Source organism: Novosphingobium guangzhouense (assembly GCF_002896965.1).
GTDB lineage: Bacteria > Pseudomonadota > Alphaproteobacteria > Sphingomonadales > Sphingomonadaceae > Novosphingobium > Novosphingobium guangzhouense.
Genome location: NZ_LYMM01000045.1, coordinates 26,672 through 49,266 on the forward strand (window position 1 = coordinate 26,672; position 22,595 = coordinate 49,266).

The window sequence follows — 22,595 nt, forward strand, 5'->3', positions numbered from 1 at the left end:
TCCGCCCCCGTCAGCCTGCGGCGGCGAAGGCCGCTTCCGGCTCCCGCCGTGCCGGCACCGGCAGGTTGAGCCCCGCAACCAACCCACGCAGTTCCTGCCGCGCCACAAGATGGCTGGTGCCAAGATCGCCAAGATGTCCCTTGTCGAGCAGGGTCAGCCCCGAAGGGAACAGTTCGCGGAAGATGACGCGCTCGGAAAGGCCGGCCGCCACGCGGAAGCCCGCCCGCTTCGAGAGTTCCTGAAGAGCCCCGTCGATACGCCGCATGTTGCGCGCTTCGACGTGCTGGACGCGGTTCCTGACCACAACCCAGTCCAGTTCGCGGCGCCCTTCGTTGATGGTCTTGAGGCCGCGCTTCTTGCGCGCCTCCCACATGACTTCGGCATAGAACGACAGGCGCTTGACCTTGAAAGTCTCGCTTTCCACCTGCCCCAGAAGGTCGAAGTCGACAAAGCTGTCGTTCAGCGGCGTCACCAGCGTGTCGGCGGTGGTGGCGACGTGGCGGGCGAAAGGATCGTCGCGGCCCGGCGTGTCGAACACCAGGAAGTCGTACCCGTCCGCGATCTGTTCGGCCAGATCGTCAAGCTCGGCGATATCGTCGCCATCATAGACCGCGAAACGCGCGCCGGGCAGCGCGATTTCGCGCTTGCGCTCCGTCTCGATGCGGTTCTCAAGATAGCGATAGAGCGTGCGCTGCCGGTGATCGAGGTCGATGCAGGCCACGTTGGCGCCCTGATAGGCAAGCGCGATGGCGACATGGACGGCGGTGGTGGACTTGCCGGTGCCGCCCTTCTCGTTGGCGAAGACGATGCGATGCGCTGTCACGTGACCGTTATCCTGCTCGCGGGACCGAACCCGGCCCGACGTTGAAATCATTGCCCCCGCAGGTGCGCCGGGGCTAAGGCCCGAAACGCACCTTTCGGTCCTGACCATCATACCGGAGCAGCCAAGCCCAATGCAAACCGTCCACGCCCTTGATCCACTGCGCAATGCGGTTTCCGAACTGCGGACGGCCGCCCCGGTCGCGCTCGTCCCCACAATGGGCGCACTGCATGACGGCCATCTGACGCTGGTGCGCGAGGCGAAAAAGCGCGGCGCGGCGGTTGTCGTCTCGATCTTCGTCAACCCGCTCCAGTTCGGTGCGAACGAGGATCTCGACGCCTATCCGCGCCAGCTTGCCCGCGATTCGGCGCTGCTGGAGGCCGAAGGGGTCGATATCCTGTGGGCACCCACGGCAGAAGCGATGTACCCGGCCGGGTTCGCCTCGAACATTTCGGTCGCCGGGGTAAGCGAGGGCCTGTGCGGCGCATCGCGGCCCGGTCACTTCGACGGAGTGGCCACCGTGGTCTGCAAGCTGTTCAACCAGGTCATGCCCGATATCGCCCTGTTCGGGGAAAAGGACTGGCAGCAACTGGCGGTGATCCGCCGCATGGCCCGCGACCTTGACCTGACGCGCCCGGCGGCCGACGCGATTCTGGGCGTTCCCACCGTGCGCGAGGCGGACGGCCTCGCCATGTCCTCGCGCAATGCCTACCTTTCGGCCGAGGAGCGCGCAGCGGCAGTCTCTCTTCCCACCGCGATGCGCACGGCGATCGCCGCGATCGAGGGCGGCGCGGATGTGCCTGCGACGCTGGCGGCGCTGGAAGCGGATATCGTGGCGGGCGGTTTCCGCTCGGTCGACTACGCCGAACTGCGCGATGCTGATGACCTGAAGGTGCTGAACACGCGCTCCCACCGGCCCATGCGCCTTATCGTGGCGGCCCGGATCGGCCCTGCCCGACTGATCGACAACATGGCAGTAAACCCCTAGCCGTATTGAATTTGCGAAAGATTCTCACAGACATCGTCATTTGTTCGTGCAAGAGTGAAGGCATAAGCAGTTCGTCGCCCTGGGGATTGGGCAAATCGCGCCTGTGCGCGATAGAATAGGGAGCCTACCAATGAAGTCGTTCGTCTGCGCGCTTGCCGCGCTTGTCGCCGTTTCGGCCACCCCCGCTTTTGCCGACCAGTCCTCCGGCCGCAAATTGCAGGAGAAGGGGCAGCAGGCGATCCCCGTCTGCACGAAGAACCTGGGCACCGTCGCGATCATCGAGCCCGACAGCCAGTGGTGGCGCGAACTGAGCCTGGGCAGCCCCGAGGCGATCCTGCGCGTCTTCGTACAGAAGTCCGGTTGCTTCACCATGGTCAACCGCGGTCGCTCGCTGCAGAACAGCGCCATGGAGCGCGCCTTGGCAGAACAGGGCGAACTGCAGAAGGGTTCCAACATCGGCAAGGGCCAGATCAAGGCCGCCGATTACTTCCTCCAACCCGATATCGTCTCTACCAACAACAACTCCGGCGGCGGCGGCCTTGGCGGCGTGCTGGGCGGTGTCGGCGGCTTCTTCGGCCGTGGCGTGGGCGCCATCGCCGGCGGCCTCAACATCAAGAAGGGTGAGGCGAACGTCACGCTGTCGATCGTCAATTCGCGCACGACCGTGGAAGAAGCGCTGACCGAGGGCTATGCCCGCAAGTCCGACGTCAGCTTCGGCGGCGGTGGCGGCGGCGGCGGCTTCTTCGGCGGCACGTTCGGCGCGGTCGGTGGCGGCGGATACCAGAACACACAGATCGGCCAGATCATCGTGCTGGCCTATCTCGATGCCTACACCAAGCTCGTCACTCAACTGGGCGGACTGCCCGTTGATGCTTCTGCTGCGGCGCCCAAAGCGCAGTAGTTTGGCAGCTTACCTTTTTATTGACGGACATGAGACGAAGCGTATCTTCAGTTTATTGAACGATGACATGTTCAGATTCGTCATTTCCGATGATCGAAAGGGGCCGTTTCGATGAAGAAAATTGCTTTTGCCACAGCAAGTCTGGCACTTGTTCTTTCGGCAACAGCCGCCAATACGCGGGCCATTGAAACCATACCGGGAAATCTGGATACCGGAACGGCAAGGATCAGCAGCATCTGGAACTTTTTCTTCGGCTGAAGCGCAACGGAAGATAAAATCATGGAAGGCGGGCCCAAGGCCCGCCTTTTTCATAACAGCGCCGCAATGACAGGCATTGTCAGAGGACATGGCTTCGGACATAAATTACCGAGGCTGAAGCCAGCAAAATATCAGTTCATTGCGGAAGCACCCTGATGAACGCATTGAACATCCTTTATATTGAGGACGACACGCGCGCAGCTTCCCAAGTGGAGGAGCTGGCCGCCCATTCCGGTGACAAGCTGACCTGGTGCGCAAGCGGCAAGGACGGCCTCAAACGTGCAGGCGGCGAACGCTTCGACGTTATCGTCCTTGACCGCATGCTCCCCGACATCGACGGCATCACGATCCTGTCGCGCCTGCGCGAAAGCGGCGTCGGCACACCGGTCCTGCTGCTTTCCGCGCTCGGCCGCACGACCGACCGCGCCGAAGGACTGGATGCGGGTGCGGACGATTACCTTGCCAAACCCTTCGAGGGAGAAGAACTGCTTGCCCGCCTGCGCGCCCTACACCGCAGGGCTTCGGGGCGCGAGCATTCCGCCGTCATCCTCCATGGTGCCTTCGAATGCCACGTCAAAGCGCGCACTGCTTTTCGCGAAAACCGCCACCTCCCGCTCAGCCCCAAGGAATTCGAGCTGTTCCGCTACTTCATGGAAAATGCGGGCGAGGTCCTGACCCGCGAAATGCTGCTGCGCGACGTATGGAAGATGAACTTCGACCCCCAGACCAACGTGGTCGATGTCAACATCGGCCGCCTGCGCCGCAAGCTGGAAGACGGCTTCGATACGCCTGCGCTCGAAACCATCTGGGGCTCCGGCTACAGGCTTCTGGACGGACGGTGAAAGCGCCGGGGCGCCGCCATCGCGCATGAAGCGGCTGGCGTTCATCCGCAATTCGATCTTCGCGCAGATCGTCGGCTGGGCCATCGCCACGGCGGCGGTGATCACGTTCGGTCTCTGGCTGCTGACCAACGCCACGATCGAGCGCTCCAACCGGCAGGCACTGGAACGCGCGGTCGACGTCGATCTTGCCGGCATGGTCGATATCTACGCCAGCGGCGACCGCGAAGAACTGACCAAGCGCATCAAGGACCGTCTGGCGCTCGCGCCGCGCAACGGGGATGCGGCGCACTATCTCCTCGCAGATGGGCGCGGCAGGCGGATTGCCGGCGACCTGACGCAATGGCCGGGCTTGCGCGCCAGCACCTCGCAGGCCGCCGACATTCGTATCACTAGCGGCAACCTGGCCTTCGCGCGCGCAACGCAACTTGGCCCGGATCTGAAGCTTCTGGTTGCCCACGAGTATCGCGATCTTTCGACACTCCTTCGGCAAGTCGCGCTGGTGTTCCTGACCGGCGGCGTACTGGCAACGCTGGCCGTTGCGCTGGGCGGCTGGACGGCCGCGCATCGGCTGGCGGGCAGGCTGGAACGAATCAATGCCGCCTTCCGCCAGCCGGACGACCTGGCTCTGGAAGAACTGGCGCGAGGGTCCGCCGGGCATGACGAGATCGACGAACTCACCGCCCATTCCGGCAACGCGCTTGCCCGCCTCAAGCGCCTCGCCGCCGCCCACCGCGAAACGACGGACCATGTCGCGCACGAAATGCGCACCCCGCTTATGCACCTCGACAATCGGCTGGTGAAGGCGCTGGCGGCCACGCCCGATGCCGAAACCGCCGCCCGCATCGCCGATGCCCGCACCGAAATCCGTGGGATCATCCGCATGCTGGAATCGCTGCTCGACATCGCTGCAAGCGAAGCGCGGCGGGGGGACCGCCACGGGCTTTCGCCGGTCGATCTCAGCGCGCTCACCGCCCGGCTGGGCGAACTCTACGCCGACAGCGCCGAAGAATCCGACCACCGCCTGATCCTTGACATCGAAGCCGGCGTGGCGATCGCGGGCGAGGAAATGTCGCTTACCCGGCTGGTCACCAACCTGCTGGACAACGCCTTCAAGTTTGTGCCGCCGGGCGGCACAGTCCGCCTGACGCTTCGGCGCGGCCCGGTGCTGATCGTCAGCGACGATGGGCCCGGCATCGCGCCAGAACACCGCGATGGCATCTTCGAGAAGTTTGCGCGTGGCGGCAGTTCGCTGGGCACCGAAGGCGCGGGGCTGGGCCTGGCGCTGTGCCGGGCCATCGCAGAGCGGCATCATCTGGAAATATCGCTTGCCCCCAGCGATAAGGGGGCATGCTTCACCGTCTCACCCGAATTCCGGCACTAGGCCTTACAGCGTAACGCCGCGTTTCCAGATGCCGATTGCGCGCTCATCGTTGCTTTCGTTGCGGGCCGGTTCCCCGCTGGCGACGGCAATGATGCGGTCCAGCAGCAAGTCCGCCGCGCCGGTCATGCCCTTTTCCAGCACAAGTCCCGCGTCGAAGTCGATCCAGCCCGGCTTGCGCTCTGCAAGCGCGTGGTTGGAGGCGATCTTCATCGTCGGCACAGGGCTGCCAAGCGGCGTTCCGCGGCCCGTGGAGAACAGCGTGATCGTCGCCCCTGCCGCCGCCAGCGCAGTGGTGGACACGGCATCGTTGCCGGGGGCTTCCAGAACGGTAAGCCCCGTCGTGGCAATCCGCTCGCCATAGCCGATCACGTCGCACACCGGGGCAAGGCCGCCCTTCTGCACCGCGCCGAGCGACTTTTCTTCCAGCGTGGTGATGCCACCCGCGATGTTGCCGGGGCTGGGATTCTCCGAAACCGGCTCTCCATTCTCGATGAAGTAGCGCTTGAAGGAATTGACCAGACCGGACAGCTTTTCGAACACCTCTTCGCTGGTCGCGCGCTCCAGCAGCAGGTTCTCGGCGCCGAAGATTTCAGGGATTTCCGTCAGGATCGCTGCCCCGCCCGCTTCGGTCACGGCATCGGCCATGAGCCCGATCAGAGGATTGGCGGTCAACCCGCTCATCGCATCCGATCCGCCACACTTCACGCCCAGGCGCAGCTTGGAAAGCGACACTTCCTCGCGTTCGTCGGCGACCATCAGGCCGAGCAGTTCGTCGATCAGCGCCTCCCCCGCGGCGAACTCATCACTCTCGGACTGGGCGCGCAGCACGCGCAGACGATCTCGGCGATCCTCCGGAATACGCTTGAGCAGTTCCTCCAGCTGGTTCGATTCGCAGCCCAGCCCCAGCAGCAGCACGCCGCCCGCATTGGGGTTGAGCGCCAGCGAGGCGATCACCGCGGCCGTACCGTCAAGGTCCGCCCCCAGCTGAGAACAGCCGAACGGGTGGTTGAAGGCATGGACACCATCAACGTTCGCCGGCGCCCGCAGATTGCCTTTCGCCGCCAGACGTTCCCCCAGCCGGCCGACACAGCCGACCGTGGGCAGAATCCACAATTCGTTGCGGGTGCCCACGCTGCCATCGGCCCGGACGTAGCCCCGGAACGTGCGCGAGGACTGTGCCGCGTGCTCCTCAACTTGCGCGCCGGAAAAGGCATAGGCCTTTTCACCCGACAACGCGGTGTGGACGTTGTGGACATGGACATGTTCACCCACCGCGATGTCGCGCGTGGCAAGGCCGATCGGCGCGCGATAGCGACGCACCGGCGCGCCAGCCACAATCGGCACGACGGCGAACTTGTGCCCCGCCGGAATCGCATCGATCAACCTTACCGCCTGGCCGTCCACCACGACCTCCGCGCCCGCCTCAAGCGGCTGCAGGGCGACGGCGACGTGATCCTCGGCGGAAATCCGCATCACGATGACAGGTTTGGAAAGCGTTTCGATCATGCCCCGCCGATACAGCATTGCCAGCGCTGGCACAACTCGGTAATCGAGCGGCAAACGCACTCTTCGAGGAGCCTAAAGGATGCCCAAGCTCTCGCTGCACCCCGACCGCCTGCTGCCGGCCGACCCGACGACGCGCGCCATTGCCCGCGAACTCTATGCCGAAGTCGCCGGCCTGCCGATCATCAGCCCGCACGGCCACACCGACCCGGAATGGTTCGCCACTGACGCAGCCTGGACCAACGCAACTGAACTGCTTCTGGCCCCGGACCACTACCTGTTCCGCATGCTCTATTCGCAAGGGGTCGATCTCGACGCGCTGGCGGTTCCCCGCAAGGGCGGCGTCATGCCCGCCACCGACCCGCGCGAGGCGTGGCGCCTGTTCGCCGCCAACTGGAAGCTGTTCCGCGGCACCCCGTCGAGCATGTGGCTGCCCCACGTGTTCGGCGAAGTCTTCGGCATCGACGTGGCGCTCGATGAGAGCACGGCGGACTTCTATTACGACACCATCGGCGAGGCCCTTGCCTCTCCCGCGTTCCGCCCGCGCGCGCTGTTCGAGCGTTTCAACATCGAACTGCTTGCCACCACCGAGGGCGCGGGCGACGATCTGAAGCATCACAAGGCGATTCAGGCATCGGGCTGGCAGGGCAAGGTGGTCACCACCTACCGCCCCGATTCGGTGATCGACCCCGAGCATGACAGCTTCGCGCGCGATATCGTGCGCTTTGCCGACCTTTCGGGCGAAAACGTCGAGAGCTGGACCGGCTACCTTGCCGCGCACCGTAAGCGCCGTGCGGACTTTCGCGCGATGGGCGCGACAGCGACCGATCACGGCTTCGTCACCGCCCGCACCGCCAACCTCTCGACCGCAGAGTGTGAGGCGCTGTTCGCCAAGGTCATGGGCGGAAAAGCGGACGCCGACGAGGCAGAGCTGTTCCGCGCCCAGATGCTGACCGAAATGGCGCGCATGAGCGTGGAGGACGGCATGACCATGCAGATCCACCCCGGCTCCACCCGCAACCACAACGCCCGCCTCTTCGCCAGTCACGGCCGCGACAAGGGCGCCGACATTCCGCGCGCCACCGAATATGTCGAAGCGCTGCGCCCGATGCTCGACCTGTTCGGCAACGAGCCCGACCTCAAGGTCATCCTCTTCACGCTGGACGAGACGACTTACGCCCGTGAACTGGCGCCTCTGGCGGGGCACTATCCGTGCCTCAAGCTCGGCCCGGCGTGGTGGTTCCACGACAGCCCCGAAGGCATGCGCCGCTTCCGCGAGATGACCACCGAGACGGCAGGCTTCTACAATACCGTGGGCTTCAACGACGATACCCGTGCGTTCCTTTCGATCCCGGCGCGCCACGACGTCGCGCGGCGGATCGACTGCGGCTTCCTTGCTCGTCTCGTCGCGGAACACCGCATGGAGGACTGGGAAGCAGCCGAACTTGCCCACGAACTGACCGTCGGGCTGGTCCGCAAGGCCTACAACCTGGAAGCTCCGGCGCGTGAGGTGGAACCGGCGTGACCCGTCTTTCGCAAACAACCCTCACCGCCCTTCCCGCAGGTATAAGCCAGCCGCAGTACGACCGTTCGGCGGTGAAGCGCGGCGTCGTGCATTTCGGGCCGGGCGCGTTCCACCGTGCACATCAGGCCGCCGCCTTCGACACGCTGCTGACGCAGGACCCGCGCTGGGGGCTGACCGGGGTGAGCCTCAATTCGCGCGGGGTGGCCGATGCGCTGAACCCGCAGGATGGGCTCTATACCCTCGCCCTGCTCGACACCGAGGTCGCATACCGCGTGATCGGCTCCATCGGCGGCGTGCTCACCAAGGATGATCCGGCCGCGATCCTCGGCGCGCTGACCCATGCGGACACCCGCATCGTCAGTTCTACCGTGACCGAAAAGGGCTACTGCCTCGGCGCGGACGGCGCGCTGGACTTCGCGAACGCGGCGATCAGGGCAGATCTCGATGCCTCGCGCACGGAAGGCTGGACACCGGGTTCGTTCACCGGTTGGCTGGTGCGCGGACTGCAGGCACGGCGCCTGGCCGGGTTGCCGGGGGTGACCGTGCTGTGCTGCGACAACCTTGCCGACAACGGCCGCAAGCTGGAAGCCGCCACCATCGCTCTGGCCGAGGCGATCGATCCCGACACCGCGCGCTGGATTGCCGATAACGTCGCCTTCCCCAATGCGATGGTCGATTCGATCACGCCTGCCACCGACGATGCCCTGCGCGCCCGCGTGTCTGCGGCCACCGGGCTGGAAGACGCCTGGCCGATCCAGCGCGAACGCTTCACCCAATGGGTGATCGAGGACCGCTTCGCCGGGGAACGCCCCGCCCTGGATCTTGCAGGCGTGACCTTCGCCGCAGAAGTACGCCCGTTCGAAAAGGCCAAGCTGCGCCTGCTCAACGGCGCACATTCCTCGCTCGCCTATATCGGTCTTGGCCGCGGGCTTGAAACCGTTGGTGAGGCGATGGCAGACAGCGAACTGGCCGCCTTTGCCGAGCGGCTGATGCGTGAGGACATCGCGCCGTCGATCACGCCTCCACCGGGGCTGGACCTTGGCGGCTACATCTCCGACGTGCTGGCACGTTTCCGCAATCCCGAGATCCGCCACCTGCTGTCGCAGATCGCCTGGGACGGGTCGCAGAAGCTGCCCTATCGCCTGCTCGATACCACGCGCGATGCGCTTGCAGCCGGCCGTCCGGTGGAGCGGCTGGCACTGCCCATCGCGGCATGGCTGCGCTTCCTTGCCGGCGCTGCGCGCGATGGCCGCACGATCACCGACCCGCTGGCCGCCGGGCTGCTGGAACGCGCGAGCGACTGGCGCAGCGTTCTTGCGATGCGCGAAGTATTCGGCGATCTCGGCTCTGACGGGCGTTTCGTTGGCGCCGTGGAAGCCGGGCTGGCCGCACTGGAAGCGGGACGGCTGGAGGGCGTGACGGCCTGAGGTTGTCGAAAGGGGCCGGCGTCGGTCAGAAAATCGGCGTCGGTCAGAAATCCGGCGCCGGTCCCGTCGATTCCGCCGCCACTACGCGCAATTCCACGTCGAAGGGTTGCGGCGCCTCCCCTCCCTCGATCCTGGCGATAAGCCGTTCCGCCGCTGCCGCCGCCATGTCGCCAAAGGGGCGCAGCACCGAAGTCAGCGCCGGGCTCAGCATCCGCGTCACCAGGCTGCCGTCGAAGCCGACCACCGACAGCCCGGCGGGCACCGCAATGCCCCGCGTCGCTGCAGCCTTGAGCACGCCCGCCGCCATGATGTCGTTCGCCGCGAAGATGCCGGTCGGCCGGTTTGCCTGCGCCAGCAGTTGCTCTGCCCCTGCCACGCCCGAGGCAAAATCGTAGTCGCCCGGCGCTTCGGCCACGCTGGCCCCGCCCCGCATTGCTTCCTCGATGAACCCCGCGCGGCGCTCCATGGCGGAAGCGGTGTCGGCAGGCCCATTGACGATGCCCAGCCGCCGGTGCCCCAGATCGAGCAGGTGCCGCGCGACTTGCGCGCCCGCCGCCCGCTCCTCGCTGACGATGACATCGGCAAAGCCCGCGATCGGCACAGCGGACAGCGCCGCCACCGGTACTTGCGCTTCGGCCAGAGCCTCTGCCAGACCCGGTACGCCCGAGACCGGCGGCAGGATCACCAGCCCATCCACGCGCGATCGTTCGACGAAGCCCAGCACGTCACGGATCGCCGCTTCGGCCTCCAGCGGGGTGGGGTGGACGATCACCTCGTAGCCGCGCGGCGCGGTCAGGGCGACGACGCCGCGCTGGATGGAATCGAGCACCAGCGCATTGCGATCGTTGTGGATCAGCCCGATCAGGAAGGAGCGCCGCATCGCCAGCGCCCGCGCCCGTGCGCTCGGCCGGAAGTTGAGCGCGGCGATCGCCGCCTCGATCCGGGCGCGCGTCTCGGCATTCACCTTGGGCGACTTGTTGAGCACGCGCGAAACGGTGCGGATCGACACCCCGGCGGCGGCGGCAACATCCTCTATCGTCGGGTCGCCTTCGCGCGGTCTTGCAGGGATTTCTTGCATCGCTAGGCTTGTATGGCCTGCGCTGGCACGATCAAGCATTCCTGCAATTTTCATTGACAGCCCCGGTACAAATGATAGCGCTAGCATAAATCAGATCAAACCGGAGAGAGGCATGAAGTTCGACCGCCGAGAGGCCCTGTTCACGGCAGCGCTGGGCGCAGCAGGCGGCGCAGCATCGCTGGGGGCGCTGGCCGGCAGTGCAAGCGCTGCCACGGCAGCTGCATCGTCGGCTGCCAAGCCCTCCGCCGGTGCCTCGAAGTATCGTCGCGGGTTCGATGACCAGCGCATCCCCGATCAGGGCAACGGCACGTACCTCAACCCGCTGATGGCGGGCGACCATCCCGACCCGACGATCGTGCGGGACGGGAAGGACTATTACATGACCTTCTCGACCTTCGATTCCTATCCGGGGCTGGTCGTGTGGCATTCGGCCGACCTGATCAACTGGCGGCCCCTGACTGCGGCGCTGACGAAGAACCTCGGCTCGGTCTGGGCGCCGGACATCAGCAAGCACAACGGCCGTTTCTTCATCTATTTCACGGTCAAGGCTACGCCCAACGCGCAATACGTCGTCTGGGCGGACAAGGCCGAAGGCCCGTGGAGCGAGCCCGTCAGCCTCGGCCTGCCCGATCACATCGACCCCGGCCACGCCGTAGGCGAGGACGGTTCGCGCTGGCTGTTCCTTTCGGGCGGCGACCGCATCCGGCTGTCTGAGGACGGCCTCTCCACCGTGGGCGCGGTGGAGCACGTCTACGATCCCTGGCACTATCCGGAGGACTGGGACGTCGAGGGGTTCTCGCCCGAAGGCCCCAAGATCGTGCGACGCGGTGAGTATTTCTACCTGGTCACGGCCGTGGGCGGCACCGCCGGTCCGCCGACCGGGCACATGGTCATCGCCGCGCGCTCGAAGTCGATCCACGGCCCTTGGGAAAACTGCCCGCACAACCCGATCGTGCGCACCACCGACCTGTCCGAAGCCTGGTGGTCGCGCGGCCACGCCACCCTTTTCGAAGGGCCGGGCGGAGACTGGTGGTCGGTCTACCACGGCTATGAAAAGGACTTCTGGACGCTGGGCCGCCAGACCCTGCTCGATCCGATCAGCTGGACCGCGGACGGCTGGTTCCGCATGGAAGGCGGCGACCTGTCGAAGCCGATCCGCGCCCCCAGGGGCGGACGCAAGGCGGGGCCGCACGGGTTGCCGCTGTCGGACGATTTCTCGACGCTGGAGATCGGCCGCCGCTGGAACTTCTTCAAACCCTCTCCCACCGAGCGCGACCGCGCGCGGGTGGCAAACAACACCCTGCATCTGACCGCCACCGGCAAGGCCCCGGTCGATTCATCGCCGCTGCTGCTGATCGCGGGCGATCAGGCTTACGAATTCAGCTGCGAGATCGACATCGACCCCGGCGTCACCGCAGGGCTGCTGCTGTTCTACGACCAGCAACTCTACTGCGGCCTCGGCTTCGACGCGGCCAAGTTCGTGACGCACCAGTACGGTATCGAGCGTGGGCGCCCCGCCAACTACCACGGCCGCAAGATGCTGATGCGGGTGCGCAACGACCGCCATATCGTGTCGTTCCACACCAGCGGTGACGGCGGCAAGACGTGGAAGCGCTTCGACCGGGGCATGGAAGTCTCAGGGTATCATCATAATGTGCGCGGCGGCTTCCTGATGCTGCGGCCGGGGCTCTACTCGGCGGGACAAGGTGAGGCCCGCTTCAGCAATTTCAAGTTCCGCGCGCTCTGAAGGGACATATCGCGATGACCGACACTCTCTCCATGCTCCCCGCCGACTGGAAGGACGGCCTGTTCCTTGGCCGCATCGACCTTGGTGAAGGGCCGACCCCCGTGCTGCTGAGCGGCGGCACGGTATATGACATGAGCCGCGTGGCCCCGACCGTTGCCGACCTTGTCGACGCGGCCGCCTTCGACCCCGCGCAGGGCAAGGCGCTTGGTGCGGCCAAGGACGTTCTGGCCGGAGCCACCCTGCTCAGCCCGATCGACCTGCAGTGCGTCAAGGCGGCAGGCGTCACTTTCGCCGTATCGGCGCTGGAACGCGTGATCGAGGAACGCGCACGCGGCGATGCCGCCAAGGCGCAGGCGGTGCGCGGCGGGCTGGAAGAACGCATCGGCGGCTCGATCCGCTCGGTCGGGCCCGGCACCGCCGAAGCGGCAGCGCTCAAGGCCGCACTGATCGAGGACGGCATGTGGTCGCAGTACCTTGAAGTCGCGATCGGGCCGGACGCGGAAGTCTTCACCAAGGCACCGGTGCTCTCCACCGTGGGCACGGGCGCGACGATCGGCGTGCGTTCGGATTCGGACTGGAACAACCCCGAGCCCGAAATCGTCATCCTGTCCGACGCGCGCGGCAAGGCCGTGGGCGCCACGCTGGGCAACGACGTCAACTTGCGCGATTTCGAAGGGCGCTCCGCCCTGCTGCTCGGCAAGGCGAAGGACAACAACGCCAGCTGCGCGATCGGCCCCTTCGTGCGCCTGTTCGACGCAGGCTACACGATGGCCGACGTGGAGAACGCCGAAGTCCTGCTGCGGATCGAGGGGCGCGACGGGTTCCTGCTCGTAGGCGAAAGCCGCATGTCGGAAATCAGCCGTCCGCCGCTCGACCTGCTGCACCAGTGCTTCTCCGAGCACCAGTACCCCGACGGCGTCGTGCTGTTCCTGGGCACGCTGTTCGCGCCGACGCAGGACCGTGAGGCGCCGGGGCGCGGCTTCACCCACCGGATCGGGGACGTCGTGGCGATTTCCAGCGACCGGCTCGGCACGCTGGTCAACACCGTCGCCACGTCCGGCGAGGCGCCGCCATGGGAAACCGGCATCACCGCCCTTTACCGCAACCTCGCCGCGCGCGGGCTGCTCAAGACCGCCGCGCACGCGGTCGCCTGACCTCTTCTTTCGGCTTTCAAGGACCATCATGTTGACCACCACCACCCCCTCTCCCGCCGTCCAGACTGCGCGCTTTCCCTCGCTCGCGGGCAAGGGGGTGTTCGTTTCGGGCGGCGGCTCCGGCATCGGCGCCGCGCTGGTCGAGGCGTTCGCGCGGCAGGGCGCGAAAGTGTTCTTCGTCGACATCGCTGCCGGCCCTTCGGAGGCGCTCGTCGCCAGCCTTGACGGCGCGGTGGAGTTCACCCCCCGCTTCGTGGCAGGCGACCTTCGCGATCTCGACTTCGTGAAGGGGCAGGTCGCTGCCGCGCACGCCGCGCTTGGCGGGCTCGACGTACTGGTCAACAACGCCGCCAACGACGACCGGCACGCGCTGGAAGAAGTGACGCCGGAATACTGGGAAGACCGCATGGCGGTGAACCTGCGCCACCTGTTCTTCGCCGCGCAGGCCGCCGTTCCCTTCATGGAGGCGGCCGGCGGCGGCGTGATCCTGAACTTCGGGTCGATCAGCTGGCACCTCGCGCTCGATCAGCTCTCGCTCTACCAGACCGCCAAGGCCGCGATCGAGGGGATGACCCGCGCCATGGCCCGCGAACTGGGCGAGCGGAATATCCGCGTCTGCGCGATCGTGCCCGGCAACGTCCAGACCCCCCGGCAGGAAAAGTGGTACACTCCCGAGGGCGAGCGCGAGATCCTTGATGCGCAGTGCCTCAAGTCCCGCGTCCAGCCTGCCGACGTGGCGGCGCTGGCGCTGTTCCTCGCCTCCGACGATGCGCGGATGTGCACGGGCCACGAGTATTTCGTCGATGCCGGCTGGCGCTGAGATGACGCTTTCCATGACACCGCAGGTTGCCTGCAGGGTCGGCGCGACGCTGGGTGAAGGCCCGATGTGGGACGCCGCGCGCGGCTGGCTGTGGTTCGTGGACATCAAGGGCCACAAGCTCCACCGCTTCGATCCGTCCGTTGGCGCGCTGGAGACCATCGACGCACCCGAGGAGCCCGGCTGGGTGATCCCGCTGGCCGACGGCGCACTGCTGGTAGGGGCGCAATCGGGTGTGCACCGCTTCGAGGACAACGCTTTCGCGCTGCTCCACGCGGTAGAGCCTGACCTGCCCGGCAACCGCCTGAATGACGCCGCTGTCCACCCGGACGGATCGGTATGGCTGGGCACCATGGACAACGCCGAGGAAGCGCCGAGCGGCGGCTATTACCGCCTGCACGCCGGTGCCTGCACCGCCCTGTCCCCGGACCCGATGGTCATCACCAACGGACCCGCCTTTTCGCCCGATGGCAGCACCGTCTATCTCGTCGACACGCTGGAACGGGTGATCCTGTCGGCGCAGATCGGCGCAGACGGGCACCCCGGCGAGGCACGGCTCTTCGCCCGCTTGCCGGAGGGCATGGGCTATCCCGACGGACCAGTGGTGGACAGCGCGGGCATCGTCTGGGTCGGCCTGTTCGGCGGCTGGGGCGTCGCGCGGTTTGCCCCCGATGGCGAATTTCTGGGCCGGGTGGAGTTCCCGGTCGCCAATGTCACCAAGATCGCCTTCGGCGGCGCGGACCTCACCACGGTCTATGCGACAACCGCGCGCAAGGGGTTGTCAGCGGCCGAACTGGCGGCACAACCCCACGCCGGAGACCTTTTCACCTTCACGTTGGCGGTGCCGGGCCTCCCGCCGGGATACCCCACAGCCTGAGCGGGCCGTAACGACAAGAACAAGCATAGAGGATGTAAACGAATGGCGGCGATAGACATGGGCGGCGCGCCTTCTGGTGTGGAGTACGGCGGCAAGGTCAACATGGCCTTCGTCGCCATGATCGTGGCAGTGGCGACGATCGGCGGCTTCATGTTCGGGTACGACAGCGGGGTCATCAACGGCACGCAGGACGGGCTGGAGAGCGCCTTCGACCTTTCCGCACTGGGCACCGGGCTCAACGTGGGCGCGATCCTGCTGGGCTGCGCAGTGGGCGCTTTCGTGGCGGGTCGCCTCGCCGACGTCTGGGGCCGCCGCAGCGTGATGATGATCGGCGCGGCGCTGTTCGTCGTCAGCGCACTGGGCGCGGGCGCGGCAACAAGTTCGCTGCTGTTCATCATCGCCCGCTTCATCGGCGGCGTCGGCGTCGGCGCGGCAAGCGTGCTGGCGCCGGTCTACATCAGCGAAGTCACTCCCGCATCAATCCGCGGACGGCTTTCCAGCCTGCAGCAGATCATGATCATCACCGGCCTGACCGGCGCTTTCGTGGCCAACTGGGCACTGGCGCGCCATGCAGGGTCCAGCACCGACCCGCTGTGGCTTGACCTGCCCGCCTGGCGCTGGATGTTCTGGATGCAGGTGATCCCGGCCGTGATCTACCTTGTGGCGCTGTTCCTGATCCCGGAAAGCCCGCGCTTCCTTGTCGCCTGCGGGCGCGAGGCAGAGGCGCAGGCGGTGCTTACCCGCATCTTCGGCGCGGAAACCGCCGCCAAGATGATCGCCGACATCCGTGCCAGCCTGCTTGCCATCGCAGCCGACCACCACCGCCCCAGCTTCGCCGACCTCAAGGACCCTGCCACCGGCCGCCTGCGCAAGCTGGTCTGGGCGGGCATCGGCCTTGCCGTGTTCCAGCAGCTGGTCGGCATCAACATCGTGTTCTATTACGGCGCGGTGCTGTGGCAGTCGGTCGGCTTTTCCGAAAGCGATGCGCTGCTGATCAACATCCTGTCGGGCACGCTTTCGATCCTGGCCTGCCTTGTCACCGTGCTGCTGATCGACAAGCTGGGCCGCAAGCCGCTGCTGCTGGTGGGCTCTGCGGGCATGGCAGTGACGCTGGGCACGATGGCGGTGTGCTTTGCCAGCGGCAGCTTCGTGGACGGCCACCTGACCCTTTCCGACCAGACCGGCACGGTAGCGCTGATCGCGGCCAACGCCTATGTGGTGTTCTTCAACGTCAGCTGGGGGCCGGTCATGTGGGTGATGCTGGGAGAAATGTTCCCCAACCAGATTCGCGGCTCCGCACTGGCGGTATCGGGCTTTGCCCAGTGGATCGCCAATTTCGGTATCTCGGTCAGCTTCCCGGCGATGGCCGCCGGGCTTGGCCTGCCGTTGACTTACGGGTTCTATGCGTTGAGCGCGTTCCTCTCGTTCTTCTTCGTACGTGCCATGGTCACCGAGACGCGCGGCCGCACGCTTGAGGAGATGGCGGCTTGATCCAGCTGCGTTCGGGCAGCAGCGAAGCCACGCTGCTGCCGCATCTGGGCGGATCGATCGGCTCCTTCGCGGTCGGGGGCAGGGATATCCTGCGCCCGACTTCTGCGGCCGCCGAAAGCCCGCTGGACGCCGCCTGCTTCCCGCTGGTGCCTTACGCCAACCGCATCGCCGACGGGCGATTCTCCTTCGCCGGAGAGGATTACGCCGTGCCCCAGAACGTCGCGGGCTTCGAGCACCCGATCCACGGCCTTGGCTGGATCATGCCGTGGATGGTCCGCGCCGAAGATACCGACCGCGCCGTGCTTGCCTGCATCCATGCGGCCGACGCGCACTGGCCCTGGGACTGGATGGCGACGCAGACTTTCGTGCTGGAAGACGGCGCCCTGCATGTGACGCTGGAGGTCGTAAACCGGTCAGACCGCGCCATGCCCTGCGCGCTGGGCCAGCACCCCTACTTCGTACGCGAACCCGGTGCGCAGGTGACCTTCGCCGCGCAAGGGGTCTGGCTGAGCGACGCGCGGATGATCCCCAGCGTTACCGCACCTGCCGATACCTTCGGAGACTTCGCAGGCGGAGCGGTGCCCGATCCGGTGATGCTCACCGACAACTGCTGGTTCGGCTGGCAGGGTGAAGCGCGGCTGGGAACCGTCAAAGTGACCGCGCCCCAGGCCGGGTTCGTGCACCTCTACGCCCCGCCGGGAGAGGATTTCATGTGCATCGAGCCCACCACGGCGATGCCCGATGCTTTCGGGCGGGCGGAGGGCGGCATGACCGCGCTGGAGCCCGATGAAACGCTGGCCATGACGATGGTGGTGCGGGCGTAGCGCCTGCCCCCTCGCGGGATTACCCGAACCCGACGGTCCGCGCCCAGGCGCGCCACATCTCCGGCCAGATCTCCACCGGCTTGCCGATCGCGCGGCGCAGGCCGAAGCCGTGACCGCCATTGGCGAAGAAGTGCGCTTCCACCGGCACCTTGCGGGCCTTGAGCGCTGCGCGCAGGCGCACGGAGTTCTCCGCAGGCACGACATCGTCGTCCTCTGCATGGACAAGGAAATGCGGCGGCGCATCGGCCGGCACCACGCGGTCGGGCGAATGCGCGGCCTCAAGCTCGGCCGTCGGCGAAGGGCCAAGCAGCAGATTGCGCGATCCGGCATGGGCGATCGCGGGCTCCATGCTCACCACCGGATAGATCGGCGCGGCGCAGAACGGCTTGGCAGAGAGCGCATCGGCCGCATCCACGGGCTCGTAGACCTTGGCGGCGAACCGCGCACCAAGATCGGCGCAGAGGTGCCCTCCTGCGGAAAAGCCCATCGCCGCGACGCGTTCGGGATCGATGGCGAAGTCCTTCGCGCGGTGGCGGATCAGGCGCATGGCGCGCTGCGCGTCGGCCAGCGAGGTATCCGGGCCGCTCGACCAGCCCTCGCCCGGCAGGCGGTAGAACAGGACGAAGGCAGTGAAGCCGCGCGCGGTCAGCCAGCGGGCGATCTCATAGCCTTCCTTGTCGACCACGATCCAGCGATAGCCACCGCCCGGTGTGATCATCACCGCCGCACCGTTTGGCCGGTCGGGACGGAACACCGCCATGCGCGGACGGGTGATCCCATAGACCGCGCGGTCGGTGACAAGGGCATCGGTCGAACGCTCGTCCACCGTCTCGGTCAGCGACGCCTTAAGGCGCGCGGGGACGCCCTTGGGCCACAGATCGATGGTTTCGGTCGGCTGCGGCAGGCCGGGCGGCAGCGCTTTGGAAGCGGCGGGCGGCGGCGTCTGCGCGTTGGCTGGACTTGGGGCTCTTGCGGCAAGGCCGGCAGCGGCAAGAGAGCCTGCGATCAGGGTTCTGCGATCGAAATCCACATCAGGCTCCCATGGGAAACAAAAAGGAGCGGGGTCCGCGGGCCGAAGCCCGCGAACCCCGCCTTAGTGGAGGAGATCAGATCTTCGCGCGCGCGCCGAACAGGATCGTGCGCCCGAAGTGATTGTTTTCGTAGCTGCGCGTCGCGTAGACGTCGTTGAAGCGATAGCGATACTCGTCCGTCAGGTTGTTGCCGTCGATCGACAGCTCCAGCCATTCGGTCGCCTTGTAGCGGATCGCTGCATCGACGCTGGTGTACGAACCGTAACCTTCGAAGATGTTGCCCGTGGCGCTGGTGGCATCCACGAACGGACCGCGATAGCTGACCGAACCACGGATCGAGAACTTGCCGTCGTCGTAGTACAGCGTGGCGTTCCATGCCTTCTTCGACACACCCAGCAGCGTCTGGTTGTAGATCTGCGAGACGCCGCTCAGGCCGCACGCGTTGGTGGTTGCGTTACGGGTGCAGGCCGAAACGGCAGGACCGGTGATGGTGTAGTCCGCATCGCTGTCGATGAAGGTGGCGTTGCCCTGGAAGCCGGTGTGGCTGAGGATGCCCGGCAGGAAGGTGAAGGGCATCTGCAGCGCGATTTCCACGCCCTTCAGCGTCGCACCTTCGCCGTTCACCTGCGTCGACACCACATAGACCTGGTTGGGATCATAATTGATGTACGCGGGCGTGCTGGCGCCAAGGACCGAACGGTCGAAGCCCATCGCAGGCAGCGTCGATTCATACGAGCCGGCAACCGGGAAGCTCTCGATCTTCTTCACGAAGCCGGCCACCGAGAACAGCGCCTGCGGAGCGAAGTACCATTCGACCGAAAGGTCGAAGTTGGTCGCGCGATAGGGCTTGAGTTCGGGGTTGCCGAAGGTGATGCGGTAGTTGAAGCCGTCCACCGAACCGCCCGGATTCAGGTTGCCCAGCGAAGGACGGGTGATGACCTTAGCGATGGCGCCGCGTAGGATCACGTCGCGGTGCGGGTAGAACGCCAGGTTCATCGCCGGCAGCCAGTCGTCGTAGCTGCGCTCGACGGTCTTGGCGATGCCCGCCGTGTAGCCGGTGGAAACCTGGTTGGTGTGGGCATAGCGCATGCCCGCGTTGCCCGCGTATTCGAGGCCGAAGATCTCACCCTTCACGTCGAACTGCACGTAGCCGCCCGAAGTCGTCTCGCGCACCTGACGGTTGTTGCCCAGATCCTCCACCGCGGTGCGGCCGTAGAGGTTGGTGTAGGCGGCCGCCTTGGCGATATCGGCCACCAGCCACTGGTTGGTGGTGCCGCTCGGCTGGCCGGCATCGCCAAGGTTGATCAGCTGCGAGATGTCCGAAGTCACCGGCAGGCCGTAGACGCTGGACGAACAGGTCACGGTGCCAAGGATCAGGTCCTGCGTGCCGTTGGCGCCGCAAGCCGCCGTGTCGCGCTGGAACAGCTGGGTGCGGAAGTCATAGCGACGCCACACCGCGCCCGCCTTCACCGTGAGACCATCGGTCATGTCCCACTCGGTACGCAGCTGCGCGGTCTTGAACTTGTTCTTCACATACGAAGGACGATCGCGGATTTCAGCGAGCTGGAAGTTCGCCGGATCGGTAACGTCGAGGCCATAGCTCAGTACCGGCGACTTCATGTCAGAATAGTCGTAGCTGAAGCCGTTGGCGTTTTTGTTGTCGTAGGCGAAAGTCGTCTCGACCGGGATGTCCGCGTTCGACTGCGACATGCCGCCCAGCGCAGTGAAGCGGAAGGTGTCGCTGATCTCCTGGTCCCAGGTCGCGCCGACCTGCCAGAACTCGGTTTCCGACTTGCGCAGGTAGCTTTCGGTGCGGACATAGGCGTTATTGAAGGTCGCGCTGACCATGTTGCCGTTGTCGTCGTAGACCGGGTCCACCACGTCGAAGCGGCGCTCGTTCGAACGGGCAAGCACTTCAAGCCACTGTTCGGCACGGGTTTCCTTGAACGAGGAATAGAGCCCGTCGATCGAGAACTTGGTCTTGTCGCTGAGCTCGAACTGGATCGAGCCGGTCAGGCCAAGACGGCGGCGGTCGTGCTCGACCACGCCGTAGCGCGGAATGCGCGGGTGGAACGAAAGCGCAGCCTCATCGCACGATGCCGAAGGACGGTAGCCACCGCCGCTGCTGACCGGGTTGCCGCCGCTCGGCCCGACGTCCGAATAGAAGCACGGATTGCCGTTGACCGAATTGAAATAGGCCTGCGACCAGCGGACGGAGTTGTTGCCGCTTTCGATCGTGTCGGTGTGCGAATAAGCGGCCGAAAGATTGACGCCGAACGTGCCCGCATCGTTGCGCCAGGACAGCAGGCCGGCGATGCGCGGACCAACGTTTTCGGACAGGTCGTTGTACGAACCCTGGACGTTGAGAACGGCGGTCAGGCCCTTCTTGCCCGCCAGCGGGTTGCCGGTGTTGAGATCGACCACCGCGCCCAGCGAACCTTCGTCGAGGCTGGCTTCTGCAGTCTTGTGGACGACGAGGCTGCTGAACAGTTCCGAGGCGAAGACGTTGAAGTCGAACGCGCGGTCACGGTTGGCCGAAGCGCCGTCGGAACTGGTTGCGATCGTTTCCAGACCGTTCACGCGCACGCGGGTGAACTGCGCGCCCAGGCCGCGAACGGTGATCGCACGACCTTCGCCGCCGTCCTTCTGAATCGAGATGCCGGGAATGCGCTGCAGCGATTCGGCAAGGTTCTGATCGGGGAACTTGGCCATGTCCTCGGCCACGACTGCATCGACCGCCGAGATCGAATCGCGCTTCACGTTGAGCGCGGCCTGCAGCGACTGGCGGAAACCGGTGACGATGATGTCGTTGGCACTGGCGGCCTCATCCGCAGGCGCAGGCGCAGGCGCAGCCACATCGGTCGCGTCCTGCTGTGCGGGCGCCGCATCCTGCGCCATCGCCGCCGAGGAAACGAGTGCGCTGCCCGCAAACAGGGCAGCCTTCAAAAGCGAAATTCCGGTAACATGCTGGCGCATGGCAACATCCCCTCACGACCCCATCGGGCCAATAATGATACCGGTGTCAGAAGGAAGCGCGGCTAACGCGCGCATTGTTCCGGCACCTCTACTCCCGCCCCTGTAAGGAGCACCTCAGACGACCTCCAAAATCGCCGCACCCGCTCCGAAGATCATCCTTGCGATCCTTGGTAACCGGTGTCATCAATATGTGCAGCAGTGAGGTCGCGGTGTCAAGAACCTCTGCTCACGGGAGATCGGCCATGAAAAACGGCGCGCAAAAATTCGTATTTCTGCTTATATATCTGATACTTGGAGTGAATGCGCAAAGCATTGCAGCGGCGGCGGCGCCACCGATGGCGGTGATCGATGAGCGCGACACCGTGCGCGACGAGGCCCCTCCGCACGGTGCAATCGGGATGAGCACCGCCTATCGTATTTCCGACGCCGCGCCGCCGCCACGCACCATGGAATTCCGTCGCCGCGTGCTGCACAAGGGTGCCGCCATCGGCGAACATCCCATCGCGCATGACGAAGTTTACTACGTACTTTCAGGCCAGGGCGAAGTGCTGTCCGATGGCAAGCGGGCGAAGCTGACCCCGGGCATGACGGCCTACCTTTACGACGGTGCCGTGGTGGGCATCTGGCAGCGCGGTGATGAACCGCTTTCGCTGGTGATCGCCTATCCGAACCCGCCCGTGAAACCTTGACATTTATAACCATATAGGCTATATGGCCCAGCATCCGGGGTGACGAGGTACACGTCGCCCCGGTGTATCGGGTCGGCGTCGTGGGCCGGGATGCGGTTTCAAAAGCCGTGATCACGCACCCCACGCGTTCGTTCGAAGACCCGGACCGTCCTCTCGGCTTCTGGAAAGGTGGCATCTGCCTGATCCTGCGACATACGGCGGGACATCGGATGTCCTATCCCGGATGACCCATGGCCGCTCAAGACGCGAACCCTGACGTCGGTCAT

General features: G+C 65.8%; 19 protein-coding genes. 14 read left to right on the forward strand and 5 right to left on the reverse strand.

The window, feature by feature from the left end:
- Positions 1-10: 10 nt before the first annotated feature.
- The gene (locus A8V01_RS16930; protein WP_103097157.1) at positions 11-823 is read right to left on the reverse strand and encodes a division plane positioning ATPase MipZ; all 813 of its coding nucleotides are present in this window, start codon (positions 821-823) and stop codon (positions 11-13) included.
- Between the two features lie 130 nt (positions 824-953).
- Here A8V01_RS16930 and panC point away from each other — a divergent pair, with 130 nt between their 5' ends.
- The 5 genes from panC to A8V01_RS16950 all read left to right on the forward strand — a co-directional run bounded on the left by panC (position 954) and on the right by A8V01_RS16950 (position 5,190).
- Positions 954-1,808: a pantoate--beta-alanine ligase gene (gene panC, locus A8V01_RS16935; RefSeq protein ID WP_103097159.1), complete on the forward strand. Its 855-nt coding sequence runs from the start codon at positions 954-956 to the stop codon at positions 1,806-1,808.
- Between the two features lie 130 nt (positions 1,809-1,938).
- Entirely contained in the window at positions 1,939-2,709 is a 771-nt protein-coding gene (locus A8V01_RS16940; protein WP_103097160.1) for a CsgG/HfaB family protein, read from the forward strand.
- 111 nt (positions 2,710-2,820) lie between these two features.
- The gene (locus A8V01_RS28680; RefSeq protein WP_170065959.1) at positions 2,821-2,967 is read left to right on the forward strand and encodes a hypothetical protein; all 147 of its coding nucleotides are present in this window, start codon (positions 2,821-2,823) and stop codon (positions 2,965-2,967) included.
- Positions 2,968-3,122: 155 nt separating this feature from the next.
- Entirely contained in the window at positions 3,123-3,809 is a 687-nt protein-coding gene (locus A8V01_RS16945; RefSeq protein WP_103097162.1) for a response regulator transcription factor, read from the forward strand.
- A gap of 25 nt (positions 3,810-3,834) precedes the next feature.
- Positions 3,835-5,190 (forward strand): sensor histidine kinase, encoded by a 1,356-nt coding sequence (locus tag A8V01_RS16950; RefSeq protein ID WP_103097164.1) that lies wholly within the window; start codon positions 3,835-3,837, stop codon positions 5,188-5,190.
- Between the two features lie 3 nt (positions 5,191-5,193).
- On the opposite strand, the gene A8V01_RS16955 is transcribed toward A8V01_RS16950, so the two are convergent.
- The gene (locus tag A8V01_RS16955; protein WP_103097187.1) at positions 5,194-6,696 is read right to left on the reverse strand and encodes a UxaA family hydrolase; all 1,503 of its coding nucleotides are present in this window, start codon (positions 6,694-6,696) and stop codon (positions 5,194-5,196) included.
- Between the two features lie 79 nt (positions 6,697-6,775).
- Between A8V01_RS16955 and uxaC the strand changes: the two genes are divergently transcribed.
- Positions 6,776-8,218: a glucuronate isomerase gene (gene uxaC / locus A8V01_RS16960; RefSeq protein ID WP_103097165.1), complete on the forward strand. Its 1,443-nt coding sequence runs from the start codon at positions 6,776-6,778 to the stop codon at positions 8,216-8,218.
- Positions 8,215-9,645 (forward strand): mannitol dehydrogenase family protein, encoded by a 1,431-nt coding sequence (locus A8V01_RS16965; RefSeq protein ID WP_103097167.1) that lies wholly within the window; start codon positions 8,215-8,217, stop codon positions 9,643-9,645. Before uxaC ends, A8V01_RS16965 begins: the two co-directional genes overlap by 4 nt.
- A gap of 43 nt (positions 9,646-9,688) precedes the next feature.
- Here the strand turns inward: A8V01_RS16965 and A8V01_RS16970 are convergent, their stop codons facing one another.
- Positions 9,689-10,723, reverse strand: a complete 1,035-nt coding sequence (locus tag A8V01_RS16970; protein WP_103097189.1) for a substrate-binding domain-containing protein — start codon at positions 10,721-10,723, stop codon at positions 9,689-9,691.
- A gap of 112 nt (positions 10,724-10,835) precedes the next feature.
- Here A8V01_RS16970 and A8V01_RS16975 point away from each other — a divergent pair, with 112 nt between their 5' ends.
- The 6 genes from A8V01_RS16975 to A8V01_RS17000 are packed head-to-tail and all read left to right on the forward strand — an operon-like array spanning position 10,836 to position 17,633.
- A complete protein-coding gene (locus A8V01_RS16975) occupies positions 10,836-12,470 on the forward strand; it encodes a family 43 glycosylhydrolase (RefSeq protein WP_103097168.1) in 1,635 nt (544 codons plus the stop codon).
- A 14-nt stretch (positions 12,471-12,484) separates the two neighbouring features.
- Entirely contained in the window at positions 12,485-13,624 is a 1,140-nt protein-coding gene (locus A8V01_RS16980) for a fumarylacetoacetate hydrolase family protein (protein ID WP_103097169.1), read from the forward strand.
- Positions 13,625-13,652: 28 nt separating this feature from the next.
- Positions 13,653-14,444, forward strand: a complete 792-nt coding sequence (gene xylB / locus A8V01_RS16985) for a D-xylose 1-dehydrogenase (RefSeq protein ID WP_103097171.1) — start codon at positions 13,653-13,655, stop codon at positions 14,442-14,444.
- Positions 14,428-15,318, forward strand: coding sequence for an SMP-30/gluconolactonase/LRE family protein (locus A8V01_RS16990; protein ID WP_103097173.1), 891 nt, complete (start codon positions 14,428-14,430; stop codon positions 15,316-15,318). Before xylB ends, A8V01_RS16990 begins: the two co-directional genes overlap by 17 nt.
- 42 nt (positions 15,319-15,360) lie before the next feature.
- Positions 15,361-16,809: a sugar porter family MFS transporter gene (locus A8V01_RS16995; protein ID WP_245892665.1), complete on the forward strand. Its 1,449-nt coding sequence runs from the start codon at positions 15,361-15,363 to the stop codon at positions 16,807-16,809.
- Positions 16,806-17,633 (forward strand): aldose 1-epimerase, encoded by an 828-nt coding sequence (locus A8V01_RS17000; RefSeq protein ID WP_103097175.1) that lies wholly within the window; start codon positions 16,806-16,808, stop codon positions 17,631-17,633. Before A8V01_RS16995 ends, A8V01_RS17000 begins: the two co-directional genes overlap by 4 nt.
- 19 nt (positions 17,634-17,652) lie before the next feature.
- Here the strand turns inward: A8V01_RS17000 and A8V01_RS17005 are convergent, their stop codons facing one another.
- Positions 17,653-18,663: an alpha/beta hydrolase gene (locus A8V01_RS17005; protein ID WP_103097177.1), complete on the reverse strand. Its 1,011-nt coding sequence runs from the start codon at positions 18,661-18,663 to the stop codon at positions 17,653-17,655.
- A gap of 76 nt (positions 18,664-18,739) precedes the next feature.
- A complete protein-coding gene (locus A8V01_RS17010) occupies positions 18,740-21,640 on the reverse strand; it encodes a TonB-dependent receptor (protein WP_103097179.1) in 2,901 nt (966 codons plus the stop codon).
- 335 nt (positions 21,641-21,975) lie between these two features.
- On the opposite strand from A8V01_RS17010, the gene A8V01_RS17015 reads away from it, so the two are divergent.
- Complete coding sequence (locus A8V01_RS17015) at positions 21,976-22,329, forward strand: cupin domain-containing protein (RefSeq protein WP_103097193.1); 354 nt, start codon at positions 21,976-21,978, stop codon at positions 22,327-22,329.
- Positions 22,330-22,595 lie beyond the last annotated feature (266 nt).

Bases quoted from the DNA above. Each gene is read 5' to 3' on its own strand.
- panC (WP_103097159.1), top strand. From the start codon at position 954: ATGCAAACCGTCCACGCCCTTGATCCACTGCGCAATGCGGTTTCCGAA.
- A8V01_RS16940 (WP_103097160.1), top strand. From the start codon at position 1,939: ATGAAGTCGTTCGTCTGCGCGCTTGCCGCGCTTGTCGCCGTTTCGGCC.
- A8V01_RS28680 (WP_170065959.1), top strand. From the start codon at position 2,821: ATGAAGAAAATTGCTTTTGCCACAGCAAGTCTGGCACTTGTTCTTTCG.
- A8V01_RS16945 (WP_103097162.1), top strand. From the start codon at position 3,123: ATGAACGCATTGAACATCCTTTATATTGAGGACGACACGCGCGCAGCT.
- A8V01_RS16950 (WP_103097164.1), top strand. From the start codon at position 3,835: ATGAAGCGGCTGGCGTTCATCCGCAATTCGATCTTCGCGCAGATCGTC.
- A8V01_RS16955 (WP_103097187.1), bottom strand. From the start codon at position 6,696: ATGATCGAAACGCTTTCCAAACCTGTCATCGTGATGCGGATTTCCGCC.
- uxaC (WP_103097165.1), top strand. From the start codon at position 6,776: ATGCCCAAGCTCTCGCTGCACCCCGACCGCCTGCTGCCGGCCGACCCG.
- A8V01_RS16970 (WP_103097189.1), bottom strand. From the start codon at position 10,723: ATGCAAGAAATCCCTGCAAGACCGCGCGAAGGCGACCCGACGATAGAG.
- A8V01_RS16975 (WP_103097168.1), top strand. From the start codon at position 10,836: ATGAAGTTCGACCGCCGAGAGGCCCTGTTCACGGCAGCGCTGGGCGCA.
- A8V01_RS16980 (WP_103097169.1), top strand. From the start codon at position 12,485: ATGACCGACACTCTCTCCATGCTCCCCGCCGACTGGAAGGACGGCCTG.
- xylB (WP_103097171.1), top strand. From the start codon at position 13,653: ATGTTGACCACCACCACCCCCTCTCCCGCCGTCCAGACTGCGCGCTTT.
- A8V01_RS16990 (WP_103097173.1), top strand. From the start codon at position 14,428: ATGCCGGCTGGCGCTGAGATGACGCTTTCCATGACACCGCAGGTTGCC.
- A8V01_RS16995 (WP_245892665.1), top strand. From the start codon at position 15,361: ATGGCGGCGATAGACATGGGCGGCGCGCCTTCTGGTGTGGAGTACGGC.
- A8V01_RS17010 (WP_103097179.1), bottom strand. From the start codon at position 21,640: ATGCGCCAGCATGTTACCGGAATTTCGCTTTTGAAGGCTGCCCTGTTT.
- A8V01_RS17015 (WP_103097193.1), top strand. From the start codon at position 21,976: ATGGCGGTGATCGATGAGCGCGACACCGTGCGCGACGAGGCCCCTCCG.